The organism is Eisenibacter elegans DSM 3317, assembly GCF_000430505.1.
In the GTDB taxonomy this organism is placed as follows: domain Bacteria; phylum Bacteroidota; class Bacteroidia; order Cytophagales; family Microscillaceae; genus Eisenibacter; species Eisenibacter elegans.
This window is the reverse complement of the sequence record NZ_KE387154.1, coordinates 224,116-240,743: the sequence shown is the minus strand read 5'-3', so window position 1 is coordinate 240,743 and position 16,628 is coordinate 224,116. Positions and strand designations below refer to the sequence as shown.

Here is a 16,628-nt window from a genome sequence, read left to right as displayed (position 1 = left end):
AGCCAAAGCTCAGCCTATCGTATGTAGGCGTAGCGCCTTAGGAACAGAGCGTAAGAAAGGCAGCATTGGCATAGAAGCCATAATTTGTAGCTCTTCGCCAAAATGAGATTCTTCATCCAGAAACCGAAATACACGCGTAACTGGGTGGCGCTCCATCATCCGCCCAAAAATCTCGGGAGCAGGCACACGGTCATGTTTCATCACATTCAGCAAGATAGAGTCGTATAGTTTGAAGCGCCAAGCACCGCCGTGTCTGAAATCGGGCGAGCCAGACTTATCGAGGCTTTTGAGGATTTGTGTATTGTGTTTGAGGATATTCATAAATGCATACCCCGTGCTGGGCTTGTTGTTGCCGGCGGCAGTACCTAGATTAAACACACGGGCACTTTGTTGGTATGGGTGTGGAATATCGAACATGGGGATAATCCCAAATTCTTCTTCTACAATGCGGTACTGAAGTTGCGGCCAATATTGCTGTAGGTATTCTTTGAGGTGAATATCATACTCATCTTTGGCCAACAAGGGCTCCGAAAAAATGGTAAACTCCACCAAGCAGCGTGTGGGGGAAGTAGGCAGGAGATACACAAAGCGCGTTTGTCGATGTTGTGGAATGCGGAAGTCCATAAAAGTAGCCTTAGAAGCATCAAACACCGGTTTGTCCGTTTCCAACACCCATCCTTTGAAATGTTGGTGAAAAAAATGATGCTTGCCATTAGGCTTGGGAGGGGTATAAAGAGCGCTGAAGGCCCAAGGAGCAGTGTAAGTAGAATGATTTTCCTCTTGTTGTAGGTTGACAACAGCAGTCTGGCCTTCGGAGCGGATTGCAGTTACTTGCCCATATACTATATCGACATTGGGGCATTGCTCCAAAAAATTGAGGGTATGTCGATAAAAATCAATGCCACGGATAGTCTGATAACTATAAGGCTTGGGGTCAAGCATTTTGGAGAAGCGCTCATTGTGAAACCAAAGCTTGTCCCAGCGGTGGTATACAATGTCGTCGTAGGGAGTAGGCTGCTTCGTCCAAAAACTCCAGGTACGGTCATTTTGGTTTTTGGGCTGCTTTTCGAGCAACAGCAGCCGCCACTGTCGTAGGCGGGGATGTTGTTGGAGGCGGTAGGCCAAGTCAAGCCCGGCAGCGCCCATTCCGGCGATAATCAAGTCGTAGTGCATACCTAGTACAAAGGGTAGGGTTAATGCCTTAGATAACAGAATTATGCGGCTAAAAGTCGCTTTTTTTGGAAAAATATACCAATACTTATTTGATTGGAGGATTGACAGGAGTTGATTTTCTTGATTATCAAGGATTTTCAGGGCATAGATTTTCCAAACCAACTTTGATTGAGAATAATTAGACAAACGGTCGATTTTGTTCTGTGAACGGTTATCGTTAGGACTTCATAGCTGCGTATACATGGGTACACAAAACATGCAGTCCGAGTGCCTACCGGTCATCTTACAAAAGCGCCGAGCGCTTCAAAAGTATAGGGTACAAGATTGCGTGTCAGGATGTGGGGAAAGCCCTATTGGTACACCAAATACTCGAACGACCATGAAGAAAGCAAAATACGGATTATACCTGCCGCTGATCATCAGCTTATATGCCTGCGGTATTCACCAAGAAAAATCAGAGCAAGCCCGCTTGCAAAGTACGACTACCATGCGAGAAGTAGCTGCCCAATACAAAACCCGCCCGACGAAAAAAGAATATCGTCGTGCGGTAATATTGGGCGAGCCTATCAAGGAGGTGGTGTTGGCCTTGAACCAAAGCACACGCGTAGTGGCGGTAGACCGCCGTGGAGCCACAACAGCCTTTGCCAAGGCTGGAGAAGTAGGGTTGCGGGGGCAACAAACAGTAGCCAGCATTACCAAACACCGCCCCGACCTCGTGTTGGCTTTCAACACCCACCCACAAATGCGCAGCTTGGTAGATAGCCTACAAACGCTGGGCATTACCTGCTACCTCTTTGAGCCAGAATACAGCACGGCCAATTTGCGGTATATGGTGCAAACCGTCGCCAAAACATTTAATGTGGCTGACCGCGCCGAGCAAGTATTGACCCAGATGGACAAACAAATGCACGAAGTAGCCAAAATCACCAACAGAGTAAACGACAGCCTGCGGGTATTGTATCTATATCCAGCTTCACCAGAGGTATTCTTGATGGGTGGAGCAGGCACACACGCCCACTGGATTATAGAGGCTGCCGGAGCCAAAAACGCTGCCGAAACCTACTCAGAGATGACCCAACTCACAGAGGAAACACTCGTGTTTGCCGACCCCGATATCATCCTGATGGCCGAAGAGCATTGGGAAAAACTCAAGAAAGCCCCCTATGGTATTCGCAACAAAACCTTGCTCAATACCAAAGCTTTTCGCGAAGGGCGGATAGTCTTGGCACCCAAACATACCCTCATACACTTTGGCACTCACAGCCCCGAAGCCGCCCTAGCCCTGAGCCAACGCCTATATGGCAACAATTAACCAAGGCAGTAGCCCCCAGCCAAAGAACACACACCTATACCTCGAATACAGTGTTGCCGCTGTGTTCGGGGTTTTTTGATGAGGCCAAAAAACCAAAAATATCCCCTCCCATATAAAGAATAATTATTAAATTTGCGCTTTGTACTCAGGCGCAATTCTTTGGTAGTATTGCTCTATCTACAAAACACCCCCATAATACCCAAAAGTACATTCCATCGCCATAATCACAGTCATAATGAAAGAATTTGGATTGAAGTCTGCCAAAAGCGGCTTGGATACCCTTGGCATTCAGCAAGTAGCAGCTGCATACTGGAACCTTCCCCCCGCAGCGCTCGTAGAAGAGGCGCTCCGTAACGAAGAAGGGACACTTACGGATGTAGGCGCGCTGATGGCCGATACGGGCAAATTCACAGGGCGCTCGCCCAAGGACAAGTTTTGTGTCAAAGACGAAACCACCCAAGATACTGTCTGGTGGGGCGATATCAACATCCCACTTTCTCCTGAGCACTATGCCGGCATCGAAGCGAAAATGATTGCCTACTTAGCCGACAAAAAAGTGTATGTGCGAGACCTCTACGCCGGCGCTCACCCGGAGTACCGCCTCAACGTTCGTGTAGTCAATACCCTTGCTTGGCACAACCTCTTCTGCGACAACATGTTCATCCGACCAAGCCAAGAAGAGTTAGCCAACTTCGTTCCGAATTTTACCATTATCAATATTCCTGAGTTTGAAGCTGACCCTGCTCACGACGGTACACGCCAAGGCAACTTTACCATCGTCAACTTTACCAAACGCCGCATCTTGATTGGCGGCACAGGCTACGCAGGGGAGATGAAGAAGGGAATATTCTCAGTACTCAACTACTTACTGCCACACGAGCACAAAGTCCTCTCAATGCACTGCTCGGCCAATGTGGGCGAAAAAGGAGACACCGCCGTATTCTTCGGCCTCTCAGGCACAGGCAAAACCACGCTCTCTGCCGACCCTAAACGCGGCCTTGTAGGGGATGACGAACACGGCTGGGCCGACAAGGTCTTCAACTTTGAAGGAGGCTGCTACGCCAAAGTCATTGACTTAACCCGCGAAAAAGAACCCCAAATCTGGGATGCCATCCGCTTCGGAGCTATCGTCGAAAATACCCGCTTCCAAGAAGGTACCCGCACAGTAGATTACAGCAACGGAAGCGTAACCGAAAATACCCGCACTGCTTATCCTATTCACCATATCGACAATGCCCTGCCCGTTTCTGTGGCAGACGTTCCCAAGAATATCTTCTTCCTTACTGCTGACGCTTTTGGCGTACTCCCCCCAATTTCTAAGCTGAGCCCCGGACAAGCTATGTACCACTTCATCTCTGGCTACACAGCCAAAGTTGCTGGTACGGAAATGGGCGTAACCGAGCCTCAGACCACTTTCTCGGCTTGTTTTGGAGCAGCGTTCTTGCCCCTGCACCCTACGAAGTATGCGGAGATGTTGGGTGAGAAAATGCGCCAACACAATGTCAATGTATGGCTCATCAATACCGGCTGGACTGGCGGCCCTTATGGCGTAGGCAGCCGTATGAAGCTCAGCTATACCCGTGCGATGATTACCGCCGCGCTCGAAGGGCAGCTCGATGGTGTAGAATATAAGAAACACAATGTCTTTGGTGTGCTTGTACCACAGGCTTGCCCCAATGTACCCGACGAGGTGCTCAACCCCCGCAGTACTTGGCAAGACAAGGACGCATATGACGCACAAGCGCAGAACCTAGCACAGCAATTTGTCAAAAATTTCAGCAAGTACGCTGATTTTGCCAACGAAGAGATTTTGGCTGGTGCTCCCAATGCGAGCGTAAATGCCTAAAATTTTGTTTGTACACGTTTGAATGATTAAGTCGCTGCCTTTTCGGTAGCGGCTTTTTTTATGGGCATATAGTTGTGCAAGCTTTCGGATTTGTCGAACTTTGCCGTCCAAAATTTTGACTTTGAAGGGAATGCGTTACTCTGTTGAAAAATCTTGGCAAGCGGCTTTAGCGCAACGCCTCGAAGACGGAAACCTCCGCCAACTCAAGACAGCTCCTCAAGAGTTGGTAGACTTTTGCTCTAACGATTATCTGGGCTTTGCCCGGCATCAGGGCTTCTGGGAAGCGGTACACGATACTTGGCGTAGCCTTGAAGGTGGCGTACGTGGCGGAGCTACTGGGTCGCGGCTGATTTCGGGCAACCATCCATACCTGATGGACTTGGAGGCGCAATTGGCTGATTGGGCAGGCACAGAGGCCGCCCTATTATTCAATAGTGGCTATCAGGCCAATGTAGCCGTATTGGCGACCTTACCACAGCGAGGCGATACCTTGCTTTGTGATGCCAATATCCACGCAAGCCTACGCGATGGCGCTAGGCTCAGCCAAGCCAAACGGTATTATTTTGCTCACAATGACCTAGAAGCCCTCGAACAAAAGCTTCAAAAAAAACAAGGCCAAGGGCAGACATTTGTTGTGGTAGAGTCCGTATATTCTATGGATGGAGACCAAGCGCCGCTCCAAGCGATGGCCGCCTGTTGTGAGCGCTATGGGGCTTACCTTATCGTAGATGAAGCACACAGCATAGGGGTGTTTGGGCCACAAGGGCGGGGATTGGTAGCGCAAGATGGCCTAGGCGAAACAGCAGTCCCGTTGCGTGTTCTTACCTTTGGCAAAGCCTTTGGCAACCACGGCGCTTGTGTAGTAGGCAGCCGCCTGATGATTGATTATCTGACTAACTTTGCCCGAACTTTCATTTATACCACAGCGATGCCCTTACATACCGCTATTGGTATTGGACAGGCACTCCAATGGCTCGAAACACAGCCCCAGTGGCAGACGCAATTGCACCAAAATATAGACTTGTTTTGCCAACAACTCAAAAACCCTACCTTGGGTACGGCTCCCATTCAAATTTGGCGTGTAGAGGGCGGAAATGAGGCCGCTCGCCAAGCCGCCCAAACATTGCAAGCCGCCGGAATGGATGTACGGCCTATTTTAGCGCCTACTGTGCCCTTGGGGCAAGAGTGTTTGCGTATTTGCCTACATGCCACCCATAGTACGGTGCAAATCATACAGCTCTGCCAAGCCCTCAAACAGCTTTCTTTTCACACTATTTCCTGAGATTCTTAGTTTATGCGTTATTTTATTACTGCCATCGGCACTGACAGCGGCAAGACCCTGTGCAGCGCCATCCTTACCGAAGCGCTCCAAGCCGATTATTGGAAGCCTATCCAGTCGGGACAACCCACGGATACCGAAGTGATGCAGACCTTGGTCAGCAATGAGCGGACGGTTTTCCACCCTGCTGTCTATACTTTTGAACAGCCCATCGCTCCCGAAGCTGCCGCCAGAGCAGTGGGGGTAACAATGCACCTGGAAGAGTTGCTGCTCCCCGATACCGAAAACCACCTCATCATCGAGGGAGCCGGCGGGGTGTTGGTACCTATCAACGAGCAAGCCTTTGTCATTGACATTGCCAAGCGATTTGGCTGCGAAGTAATCTTAGTGAGCAACACTTACTTGGGGAGTATCAACCATACCCTACTGACGATAGAGGCACTCCGGCAGCGCGACATCAGTCTGCGAGGTATTATCTTCAACGGGGAACGCAACCTCTATGCCGAAGAAGTTATCTTACAGTATGCCCAAGTACCTTGCTTATTGCAAATCAAGAAAGAAGCTTCTGTAGATAAAGACACAGTAAAACGATATGCCGAACGGGTATTAAGGCATCTCTAACAGTATGCCCTGTGGCAAATTCGCCGGATGTGCTTTCTTTTTTTGAAGAAAAATAGCATTTTACCAAATAGCCTGCTAACTTAATGCGTGTAAATGACTCTCTAACTCTCATAACCCTCACCCCTTTTTATGAACTTGATGAATCTTGACCCCAAACAATTGCAGGACTTGTTTTCTACTTATGTAGTACAATACAGCACGACCTTACTAACGACCCTGGCATATGCGCTAGTGGTGCTTTTTGTAGGACTTTGGTTGGTACGGCTGGCTACCCGCTTGGCAATGAAGGCCATCAGCCATACCATCAAAGACCCTTCACTGAGCAAGTTTTTGCAAAGCCTAATACGCACAGTGTTGTTGGTGGTACTTTTTATTACAGTAGCCTCTATTTTAGGTATTCAGACGACCTCCTTCGCCGCTATCTTAGGTGCAGCTAGCTTGGCTATTGGCTTGTCGCTGCAAGGTAGCTTGGCCAACTTTGCCGGGGGGATACTTATTCTGGCGTTCAAACCCTTCAAAGTCGGAGACTTTATAGAAGCATTAGGGTTTATGGGAGTAGTAAAGGAGATTCAGATCTTTACAACTGTACTTACAACTGGAGACAATAAGAATATCATCATCCCCAACGGCAACCTCTCCAACAGCCCTCTCATCAACTACAGTAAAGAACCAAACCGCCGCGTCGATCTGATTATTGGGGTGAGCTACAACGCCGACCTCAAAAAAACCAAAGAGGTATTGTACGAAGTATTGACTACTAATAATAAGGTACTCAAAGAGCCTGCCCCCAATGTATTTGTGCAAAGCTTGGCTGATAGTTCGGTCAATTTTGCAGTACGCCCTTGGTGCAAATCCGCAGACTACTGGGCAGTTTATGGAGAAGTACTCGAAGCAATCAAGTTGCGTCTGGACGAAGAGGGCATCGAGATTCCTTTCCCACAACGGGTCGTACATCTCAAAAAAGACCAAGACTAAACGTTCGCTACCAAACAAAATATACGCTCACAAGCCTGTTCCAAGTCTTAGCCGATGGGGGCAGGCTTTTGGGCTAAAAAGAAGCTTGGCATAGTACTTTGTCGGTTTAAAAGTGCATCTTTACAGGCCAAGTTTGTGGCTTTTTTTATGTCTCATCTCCACTTATACACACACGCTGATTTTGCGGATCTGCCTTGGACGCAATACCGACAGGGCGCAGTACTTCAGCAATTGTTTGCTCCTCTTTCTGCCGATGGCAAGCTCATACATTTTGCAACAAATGCCCCTAACCAATGCTATTTGTTGGCCATAGATGACTTATTGTTGCCCCTAGTAGAGGGTAATTCTCGGGCCGAAGCCGCAACTTATCTCAGCTCGCCCACCTCGCAGTACATAGATCTGACCATCGAAGAAATCCAATTGGAGATAGACGACAACAACCGGCTAAAGCCCTTTGCTGCTCCGGTGTTGCGCCTTGCCAAGCGGCTTTGCAAAGCTTGTTTATTTGATAAAGTATTGTTTGTGAACAACTGGCTCGTATCTACCAACTTATACCCGGCTATCAGCGAGGCCCAGCTGCAAGCAATGATTCCTTGGCTTTTTCAACATTTTCCACAACACGCCATAGTGTTTCGGTCGGTCAATGAGTGTGATAACGTACAACTTTTGGCAGAACTTTGTGCGCTCAAAGGCACGCCAATCATCAGTAGACAGGTGTATATGTTGTTTACACAAGAGGAGGGTTTTGGCAAAAAAAGAATGTATAAGTCTGACCAAAAGCTTTGGCAAAAGCAGCAGACATATACTTGGGAGCTAATTCAAAACCCTAGCAGTGAGGAACTTGATAGAATACAGCAGTTATACAATCAACTTTATTTAGAAAAATACTCTTCCTTCAATCCACACTACACGACTACGTATATTGCTGCTTTAATACAAAGTGCTTGGATGCCGATTTGGGTTTTGCGTCATCGCGAAACAGGCCGCATCGATGGGGTAAGCGCGTTGTATGCTTGTGAGGGTGTACTGACTACGCCACTGATTGGCTATGACCGCAATCATCCACAAGCGCTTGATTTGTATCGTTACCTTAGTTTCAATCTGATACAAGAGGCACGCCAACAGGCCTATCCTTTGGTGAACCTTAGCTCTGGAGCTGCCCCCTTCAAAAAAATGAGAGGGGGTATCCCTTATCTGGAGTATAATCTGGCCTTCTACCGGCATTTACCTTGGTGGCGGCGTTTGCCTTGGCAGCTGTTTCGATTTTTTTCAGTTCGCTTTGCCATTCCGGCAATGCAACGCTACGGGTTATAAATCAGGTGTTTTTAGAACGCCACAGTTGGGGAGTTATTTCAGCATATTTTTGAGTTCGTTGAGCTTGAGCAAGGCCTCGATAGGGGCAAGGCTGTTGACATCGATTTTTTTGAGGTATTTGCGCAGGGCTTCTACTTCGGGCGAGGGCTCAAAGATATGCATCTGTACTTGCTGAGGCAGCTCTTGTAGGTTGGCCTGTGTAACCTCTCGGCTGCGGTTTTGCTCTAGGTGTTGCATAATTTCTTCGGCACGGCGGACAATCTGCTGGGGCATGCCGGCCATTTGCGCTACGTGGATACCAAAGCTATGCTCGCTGCCTCCTTCGGCCAGTTTGCGCATAAACACAATTTTGTTCCCGGCTTCTTTGACCGTTACGTGGTAGTTTTTGATACGCTCCAAGGACTTGCTCAGTTCGTTGAGCTCGTGGTAGTGTGTGGCAAAGAGAGTTCGGGGGCGTAGGTTGGGGTGTTGGTGCAGGTATTCCAGAATAGCCCAGGCGATCGAAATACCGTCGTAGGTACTGGTTCCGCGCCCAATCTCGTCCATCAGCAGGAGGCTGCGGTCGCTGAGGTTGTTCATGATGCTGGCTGTTTCGGTCATCTCTACCATAAAGGTAGACTCGCCTTTGGAGAGGTTGTCGGAAGCCCCTACGCGAGTAAAGACCTTGTCTACAATGCCGATATGCGCCTTTTCGGCAGGGACAAAGCAGCCCATTTGTGCCATCAGGGTGATGAGGGCTACCTGCCTGAGCAGGGCTGATTTTCCGGCCATATTGGGGCCGGTGATGACGAGTATCTGTTGGCTTTCGCTGTCGAGGTAGGTATCGTTGGGGATGTAGGGCGTGGCCGGGGGGAGCTGTTGCTCGATGACAGGGTGTCGCCCGCCAACGATTTGAAGGGCGTTGTCGTCGCTGAGTGTGGGACAGGTATAGCGGTTTTTTTGTGCCAAGTGGGCAAAGTTGCTTAGGCAGTCGAGGGTGGCCAACACCCTGGCGTTTTGTTGGATACTCTGGGTAAAATCTACCGCCTCACGCACGAGGGCTTCATAACAGCGCTGCTCGATGACAAATATTTTCTCCTCCGCATTCAGAATCTTGTCCTCATACACCTTCAGCTCTTCGGTGATGTAGCGCTCGGCATTGGTGAGGGTTTGTTTGCGTATCCAGCTCTTGGGTACTTTGCTGCGGTGTGTGTGGGTTACTTCGAGGTAATAGCCATAAACTTTGTTGTAGTCGATCTTGAGCGAGCTGATGCCCGTCTCTTCGATGGCGTGTAAGCGCACTTGCTCTAGGTAGTCCTTGCTATTGCGGACAATATCTTGCAGCTCGTCCAGCTCTGCGTCTACGCCGGCCTTGATAAGCTGCCCTTCATTGAGGACATTCTTGGGCTCGTCAAGCAGGGTTTTGTCGATTTTGTCATACAAAAACTGACAGTTGTTGAGTTGGTTGCCAAACTTATGGAGCAGCTCGTGCGGACTGCTTTCGAGCCACTGCTTGAGCGTGGCAATATGGCCTAGTGCACGTTTGATTTGTTGCAATTCTCGTGGTTTGATACGCAGCGAGGCCACCTTCGAGATAAGGCGCTCCAAATCGCCCATAGGTTTGAGCGAGTCTACCGTTTTTTCGAGTACTTCGGGGTCTTCGAGTAATATTTTGACAATCTGCTGACGCTCTTCGATGCGTTTTACTTCTTTGAGGGGCAGGGCGACCCATTTGCGCAGCAAGCGCGCCCCCATAGGCGTAACGGTTTGGTCGAGTACGTCGATAAGCGCCACCCCGTTTTCGTGCTGTGGATAAAGGAGCTCTAAGCTGCGAATGGTGAACTTATCCAGCCATACATAATTACTTTCTTCGAGTCGCGCCAAGGACGAAATATGCTGTAGGTTGGTATGGCGGCTTTCGCTGAGGTAATGCATGACAGCTCCGGCGGCTACAATGCCCTCGGGTTGGTCGGCAATACCGAAGCCTTTGAGCGATTGTGTCTTGAAATGCTGCAAGAGTGCATCGGTGGCGAAGTCGAACTGGAAAAACCAGTCGTCTAAGAAAAAGACATGGTATTGGTCGCCAAAGCGGTCGTAATAAGCTTGTTTGTGTTTTTTGTTAAACAATAGTTCGGCAGGCTGAAAGCTCTGTAATAGCTTGTCGACATATTCCTCTGAGCCTTGTGCCAATAGAAATTCACCGGTAGAGATATCGAGCAGAGCAATGCCCCATTGTTCTTTTTGCTGATGTAGTGCTGCGAGATAATTGTTATGTTTGGTATCGAGCACATTGTCGTGGTACGAAACTCCGGGCGTAACCAGCTCAGTTACATCACGCTTGACCAGTTTTTTGGCAAACCGAGGGTCTTCGACTTGGTCGCAGATGGCTACGCGCTGCCCTGCGCGTACCAGCTTGGGCAGGTATGCTTCGAGCGAGTGGTGTGGAAAGCCGGCTAGCTCCATCTCTGACGCAGCACCGTTGTGGCGCTTGGTGAGTGTAATGCCCAAGATCTTGCTGGCCTTGATGGCATCTTCGCCAAAAGTCTCATAAAAATCACCCACCCTGAAGAGTAAAATCGCCCCCGGGTATTTTTCTTTGAAAGAATAATACTGCTTCATCATCGGGGTTTCCTGAGGCGTTTTTTTCTTGGCCATAGTGGGTGTGCGTCTTGTCAGAGGAGTTGTTTTGAAAAATCCAGTAGCTAGCAAATTTAAGGCTTTTGGCTGGTTCTTCCGAAGTTTAGGCACAAATCTAGGCCGATAGCATCAAAATCATTTATACCCAATAAATGCACCATCACAAAAGGCTCCGGAGTAACGATATCGTTAGCTCCTGTATGGTGGCGCAACTACGGAGCTTTTCTTCAAAAAATATGGTTTTTCTATCGATGTTACCACAACTACGTTGCTGAAAAAGCCCTGAAGGGGTAATGTCCTTGGGAACCATCACCAAGATTCACAGGGTTTGGGGATTTACAAGAGTTGATTTTCTTGATTATCAAGGATGCTCAGTGTGTAGGTTTCTCAAACCAGTTGTGATTGGGGGTATAAAATGCGCGCTAAATTTTTACCAAATTGTTGGAAGAAGGTATCCCTTCGTTGTCTATAAGCGATGGCCTAAGAGCTTGACCTACAATATATTGCTAAGTTTTTTTCGAATCAAATCCAAGATTAGGATAGAGGCTAATTGGATGTTCAGGGCGCGGTCGGGGGTGAGCAATAGTTTTTTGCTATAAGTGCCTTGGGTATCGCTATAAGCCACCCAAACCGTGCCAACGGGTTTTTCGGCGGAGCCTCCATCAGGGCCGGCTACTCCGCTGCTTGCTACCCCGATGTCCGTACCTAATCGTTGGCGTACGCCTTCGGCCATTGCACGGATACAGGCCTCACTGACGGCTCCGTGGGTTTGGAGGATGTCGGCACTTACCCCCAACTGTGCCATTTTTACTTCGTTGGCATAGGCCACGATACCTCCTTGGTAATAGCGCGAGCTGCCGGGAACCTTGGTAAACAGGTGCGCCAAATACCCGCCTGTACAGCTTTCGGCAGTTGCTATTGTGGCTTGATTGGATAACAGTAGCTGGCCAATGGCTTCTTCAAGTGTCTCATCTTGGTAGCCATAGATATAGCGGCCTATGAGGGGGAGTAATTGCCCTACTTGTAGTTCCATTTCCTGACGCAGTTGTAAGGCCTCTTGGCCGGTAGCCGTTAGGCGTAGGTCTACTGTTCCGACCTGTGGTAGGTAAGCCAGCCCCATATTTTCGGGCAAATTATCTTCCCATTCGGCGATTTTGGAGGCCAAAAATGATTCGCCCTGCCCCACACAACGGATGACCTTATGTTGGATAACGGGCAATATGAAGTGTTGTTTGAGGCGTGGGATGACCTCTTCCTGCATAATAGCGCGCATTTCGGAAGGCACACCGGGCATTGATACAAGGATTTTACCTTGTTCTTCAAACCACATACCCGCAGCAACACCAGTACTATTGACTAAGAACTTGGCATTGGTGGGCATCCAGCCCATCTGCTTTTGTACTTCGCTGGGGATACGTTGTCTTTGATGAAAATAGGCCTCCACAGCAGCTAGGGCTTCGGGATGTGGGGCGAGGGTGGTTCCAAAAAAGTCAGCCAATGTTTTTTTGGTAATGTCATCCTTGGTAGGGCCTAGGCCTCCTGTAAGCAAAAGTATCTGTGCATCTCCTTCGTAGGCGCTACGCAGTACGGCCTTGATTTGACCTGCTTCATCCCCTACAGAGATTTGCCGGTTGACTTTGATACCAATACTGGTGAGCGCTTGGCTCATCCAAGTGGTATTGGTGTTCTGAATCTGCCCATAGAGCAGTTCATCGCCAATGGTAATTATCTCAGCGCGTAGGGTATGCTTCATAAGGCCAAATCAAAAAGGGTAGCAGATAAACGTAAGGCTTAGCTGATTTCGTTGCAGGGCACTTTTTCAAAGGAAAGAGAGGTAAAAGACTCAAAGTAGTCCCCTAGTTCTTTCATGTCTTCATCTCCTTTTTCATAATGCCATTCTATACGGATATCACGCTCAGTCTCTACAGTCAATACTTCCAAAGCTCTGAGGGTTTTGGCTACCGATGCTGAAGTGCCGGTATTGATGTAGATAAATCTGAGCACCAAACGAAATAGCCCTTTGGGTTTTGTGCGGATGTGTGCTTCGATTTTGTCTAACAAAGGGAGGTAAAATTGGTCGGTATCTTCTGGAATAGAAACACCTTTTATTTCAACCACGCCTTGCTCTGCTTTAAAATTAACCTCAGGGGTAGACTCAGTTTTTGGTATGAGAAAGTCCATATATTCAGAGAATCAATAGTATCAACCTTGAGCGTATTGTGCTTTTACAAATATACACAGAATCCTTGACTAACTAATGGTTAGGGATAAAACTAGCAGTATAAAATTAGAGTAACTAACTGTTAGCTTGTTGATTAAAGAATGTAAGGTAATCTCTAACTGTGGTTAGTTGAGCTTAGGATTTATGAAGAGGGCTGAGGTGTACTCCGATGATGAGGATATCGTCCATTTGGCGATTGTCTTGCATCCAATCGTCGAGGGTTGTTTCGAGCGCTTTTTTCTGCTCTTTGGCAGGGAGATGATGGATATCAAAAAGTAGAGATTTGAGCTTTTTTTGTGCAAATTTTCGACCTTTGGGGCCACCAAACTGATCTTGATAGCCGTCGGAATAGATATAAAAGGTCGTTGGCCGGTCAATGGGAATGGTATAAGTAACGAAATCGCGTTCGGTTTCTATTTGAAACCCACCGATGGGCAGCTTGGTCGAAAGCAGCTCTTTCATCTCATTATCTTGCACATACAATAGTGGGCGAGCCGCGCCGGCATATTGAAGCGTATTGGATTTTTTATCAATCACACACATAGCCACGTCCATCCCATCCCTATTGTCAGTTTCTTCTTGTTTTAGGGCTTTGGTAATGCTAAAATGCAATTGGTTGAGGATTTCGGTAGGGTGTTCTATTTGTTGTAGATTGATGATATGGGTGAGGTAATCACTGCCAATCAAGCTCATAAAAGCGCCGGGGATACCGTGGCCGGTACAGTCAACGGCTGCCAGAAATATTTTGTCATCCTTTTCCAAAAACCAGTAAAAGTCGCCTGACACAATATCCCGTGGGCGGAATAAGATGAAATGTTCGGGCAAGTGGCGTACAATCATCTTATCGAGTGGCAGCATCGCCTGTTGTATCCGCTGGGCGTAGTTGATACTGGCCGTCATTTCTTTATTTTTGCGCTCAATTTCGGTAAAAGCGCGCTCTAGCGTATCCTTATTTCGGGTGATGGACTGGTTTTGTTGTTCGATTTGGGCGGTTTGCTTTTCGAGTTCTTGGCTTTTGCGTTCGATTTCGCGCTTTTGTTGTTCGAGCAAGAAGTTGGTACGCTGTTTTTGTTGGTTGTTTCGGTACAGAATGACCACGATAGAGCTAGCCAACAAAAAGGCTACCGCCAAGAAGATACGTACCAAGCGGTTACGTTTGCGTTCTTCTTCACGTTGTTGGTTGATGAGCATCAGCTCATTGTTGGTTTGTTCTTTTTCGGCCTGTACTTGTTCGATTCGTTGGGAGCTTTTCTCCTCATACATCTGCTCCTTGGCGATGGAGTGGTATTGATAATATTCGTAGGCTTGTTTGTAGTCTCCTATTTTGGCATATACTTTTGAGATTCCTTGATAGGCGCGCTGCATTTCAAATTTATCACCTTGCGCTTGGGCGGTATAGAGCAACTGACGGTAATATTTGAGGGCGTTTTTATAATCTTCTACCAAAAAACAACCTTCTCCAAGACGGTAGAGATTATAGTTGACCATACCCTTGTTGCCGATAGAGTCGGCAATGGCCAGGGCGCGTTGGTGGTGGTCAATGGAGTTTGTGAAGTCTTTGAGTCTATAATAAAACCCTCCTAGGTTGGCTAGGCTGACAGCAATGCCTTCGGGGTCTTTGTTGTCGCGGCGGATATTGAGCGCGGTTTGATAATATTGCAAAGCACGTTCGTTATCGCCTCGGATAACGGCCATATTGGCGAGGTGGTTATAAGAGAGCGCAAGCTGGTGGTTGAGTTGGTGTCGTTGCCGCAGTTGTAGCGCCTGTTCAAAATAGTCGGTAGCTTGGCGGTAATCACCTTGGCGGCGATAAAAAATACCAAACTTATCAAGGCTTTCAGCGGTGGCGCTATGGTTTTGGCTGCTTTTAGCCAATTCGAGTGCTTCGGTAGCATATTTACGGGCCTTTGCAGGCTCATAATTGAGCAGCTCATCAAAAAGTTGATGCAATACACTGATGCGGCTGCTGTCAGTATTGGCAGCGCTTAGCAAGCGTGTTAGTTGCTCTACTTTATTGGAAGAAGCTTGGCCATAAGCCGTTGTTGTGTGGGTGAAGGCCAAAGCCAATACCCATACCAGCAGCAGACTTAGAGGTGCTCGTAAAATGTGTTTCATGCAATCGAAGTCCCTTATAACAGTCGGGGGTGTAGGCGTGAGTTGGGTTCAACCCACGCCTTGGCTCACATCAAGATTAGACCTCTGACAAAAGGGCATTATGTCGTGGTCTGTATTCTTGAGGGTTTAGTCTTCATCAGGTTCAAAAGAGAACATATTAATCGCCAAGCCGGTGTCTTTCATATAGTCTTCGGCCTCTTCGGCGATGCTGTCATCGTCTTCGGGGTAATACCAGTTGATAGTTACGCCACCGCCTTGGTCTTGGTATTTTTTGAGTGTACGTAGTACATCCAAGATGCTACGCGAAGAGCTAGTATTGAAATAAGTCAGCTTGAAGTTAAAAGTCAATGCACCTTTTACTTCGATAGTATATTGTTCGATCCAGTTGATGATACCGTTATAAAACTCGCTAGTATCTTCCAGATATGATTCTCCAGAGATTTCGCAAGTCCCTGTTTGAGCGTTGAGGCTTACATTGGGGATAAAGTATACGCCGCTTTCGCCTTTTATTTCTAAATTTTCCATATATGTTATGTTTCAGTGTTTATGGGTGTGATATTGGAGTTTGACTTGAGTTAGCGTTAGGAGGGTGGTTTATTTTTCGACTAATACCCCCAAGACAAAGAAGGCGTGTTCGCCTTGCAGCTCTTGGACAATCATTTCGAGGTGATTATCGGCAGTGAGGGCGGCCTGCACCAACCCGATGCCTGCTCCACGGCTTTCTCCTTCAGAAGGGGCGCTGCGCAGTTCGCGTTTGTATTCGCGCAGTGCATCTCGATCCAAAGAGTTGACCATTTCGCATTTCTCAATCAGTAGGGGTAGTGATGTTTTGTAAACCATATTTCCAGTGATGACTTTGTATGCGTCCCCTATATCTAGGATGACCAAAGTCCCCACCTTATCATTGTTTCCGAAAAGATTCACCTCCTTAGAGTAATACAAGACATTCTGAGCCAATTCCATAAAAATGGCAAAGACTTTCTTACCAGCACGTTTATCCTCCTTGAGCTTATCACGAATATCTCTGCTGAATTCGGCAAGCAAGATGTCTGTCAGAGGACCCTTGTATGAGAGTAGCACATTATCGTTGCTAATCAGTGTGTGATACTCAAAAAAGTTAAAGTTTCCCACGGTCGTATATTTAGGGCTTCAGATT

The 16,628-nt window shown here is 47.8% G+C and carries 13 protein-coding genes; 6 read left to right on the top strand and 7 right to left on the bottom strand.

From position 1 onward, the window contains the following. Window positions 1–9: 9 nt before the first annotated feature. Window positions 10–1,173, bottom strand: coding sequence for a lycopene cyclase family protein (locus tag G499_RS20555; protein WP_051296354.1), 1,164 nt, complete (start codon window positions 1,171–1,173; stop codon window positions 10–12). Between the two features lie 379 nt (window positions 1,174–1,552). Between G499_RS20555 and G499_RS0116940 the strand changes: the two genes are divergently transcribed. From G499_RS0116940 to G499_RS20550, 6 genes are all read left to right on the top strand, one after another. Beyond that, complete coding sequence (locus G499_RS0116940; protein WP_027000919.1) at window positions 1,553–2,485, top strand: ABC transporter substrate-binding protein; 933 nt, start codon at window positions 1,553–1,555, stop codon at window positions 2,483–2,485. A 235-nt stretch (window positions 2,486–2,720) separates the two neighbouring features. Next, window positions 2,721–4,331: a phosphoenolpyruvate carboxykinase (ATP) gene (gene pckA / locus G499_RS0116935; RefSeq protein ID WP_027000918.1), complete on the top strand. Its 1,611-nt coding sequence runs from the start codon at window positions 2,721–2,723 to the stop codon at window positions 4,329–4,331. 130 nt (window positions 4,332–4,461) lie between these two features. Further along, the gene (locus tag G499_RS0116930) at window positions 4,462–5,613 is read left to right on the top strand and encodes an aminotransferase class I/II-fold pyridoxal phosphate-dependent enzyme (protein ID WP_027000917.1); all 1,152 of its coding nucleotides are present in this window, start codon (window positions 4,462–4,464) and stop codon (window positions 5,611–5,613) included. A gap of 12 nt (window positions 5,614–5,625) precedes the next feature. After that, on the top strand, window positions 5,626–6,231 hold the full coding sequence (bioD, locus tag G499_RS0116925; protein WP_027000916.1) for a dethiobiotin synthase: 606 nt from the start codon (window positions 5,626–5,628) through the stop codon (window positions 6,229–6,231). Between the two features lie 129 nt (window positions 6,232–6,360). Then, window positions 6,361–7,206 (top strand): mechanosensitive ion channel family protein, encoded by an 846-nt coding sequence (locus G499_RS0116920; protein ID WP_035727953.1) that lies wholly within the window; start codon window positions 6,361–6,363, stop codon window positions 7,204–7,206. A gap of 147 nt (window positions 7,207–7,353) precedes the next feature. Next, entirely contained in the window at window positions 7,354–8,520 is a 1,167-nt protein-coding gene (locus tag G499_RS20550; protein ID WP_161627781.1) for a GNAT family N-acetyltransferase, read from the top strand. Between the two features lie 33 nt (window positions 8,521–8,553). Here the strand turns inward: G499_RS20550 and mutS are convergent, their stop codons facing one another. The 6 genes from mutS to G499_RS0116885 all read right to left on the bottom strand — a co-directional run bounded on the left by mutS (window position 8,554) and on the right by G499_RS0116885 (window position 16,603). Further along, the gene (gene mutS, locus G499_RS0116910; RefSeq protein ID WP_027000914.1) at window positions 8,554–11,154 is read right to left on the bottom strand and encodes a DNA mismatch repair protein MutS; all 2,601 of its coding nucleotides are present in this window, start codon (window positions 11,152–11,154) and stop codon (window positions 8,554–8,556) included. 475 nt (window positions 11,155–11,629) lie between these two features. Then, window positions 11,630–12,889, bottom strand: a complete 1,260-nt coding sequence (locus G499_RS0116905) for a competence/damage-inducible protein A (protein ID WP_027000913.1) — start codon at window positions 12,887–12,889, stop codon at window positions 11,630–11,632. A gap of 38 nt (window positions 12,890–12,927) precedes the next feature. Then, the gene (locus G499_RS0116900) at window positions 12,928–13,317 is read right to left on the bottom strand and encodes a DUF1987 domain-containing protein (protein WP_027000912.1); all 390 of its coding nucleotides are present in this window, start codon (window positions 13,315–13,317) and stop codon (window positions 12,928–12,930) included. 175 nt (window positions 13,318–13,492) lie between these two features. Then, window positions 13,493–15,472, bottom strand: coding sequence for a tetratricopeptide repeat protein (locus G499_RS0116895; protein WP_027000911.1), 1,980 nt, complete (start codon window positions 15,470–15,472; stop codon window positions 13,493–13,495). A gap of 126 nt (window positions 15,473–15,598) precedes the next feature. Then, window positions 15,599–15,997 (bottom strand): DUF1987 domain-containing protein, encoded by a 399-nt coding sequence (locus tag G499_RS0116890; protein WP_027000910.1) that lies wholly within the window; start codon window positions 15,995–15,997, stop codon window positions 15,599–15,601. A 69-nt stretch (window positions 15,998–16,066) separates the two neighbouring features. Next, window positions 16,067–16,603, bottom strand: coding sequence for a SiaB family protein kinase (locus tag G499_RS0116885; protein ID WP_027000909.1), 537 nt, complete (start codon window positions 16,601–16,603; stop codon window positions 16,067–16,069). Window positions 16,604–16,628: the final 25 nt, after the last annotated feature.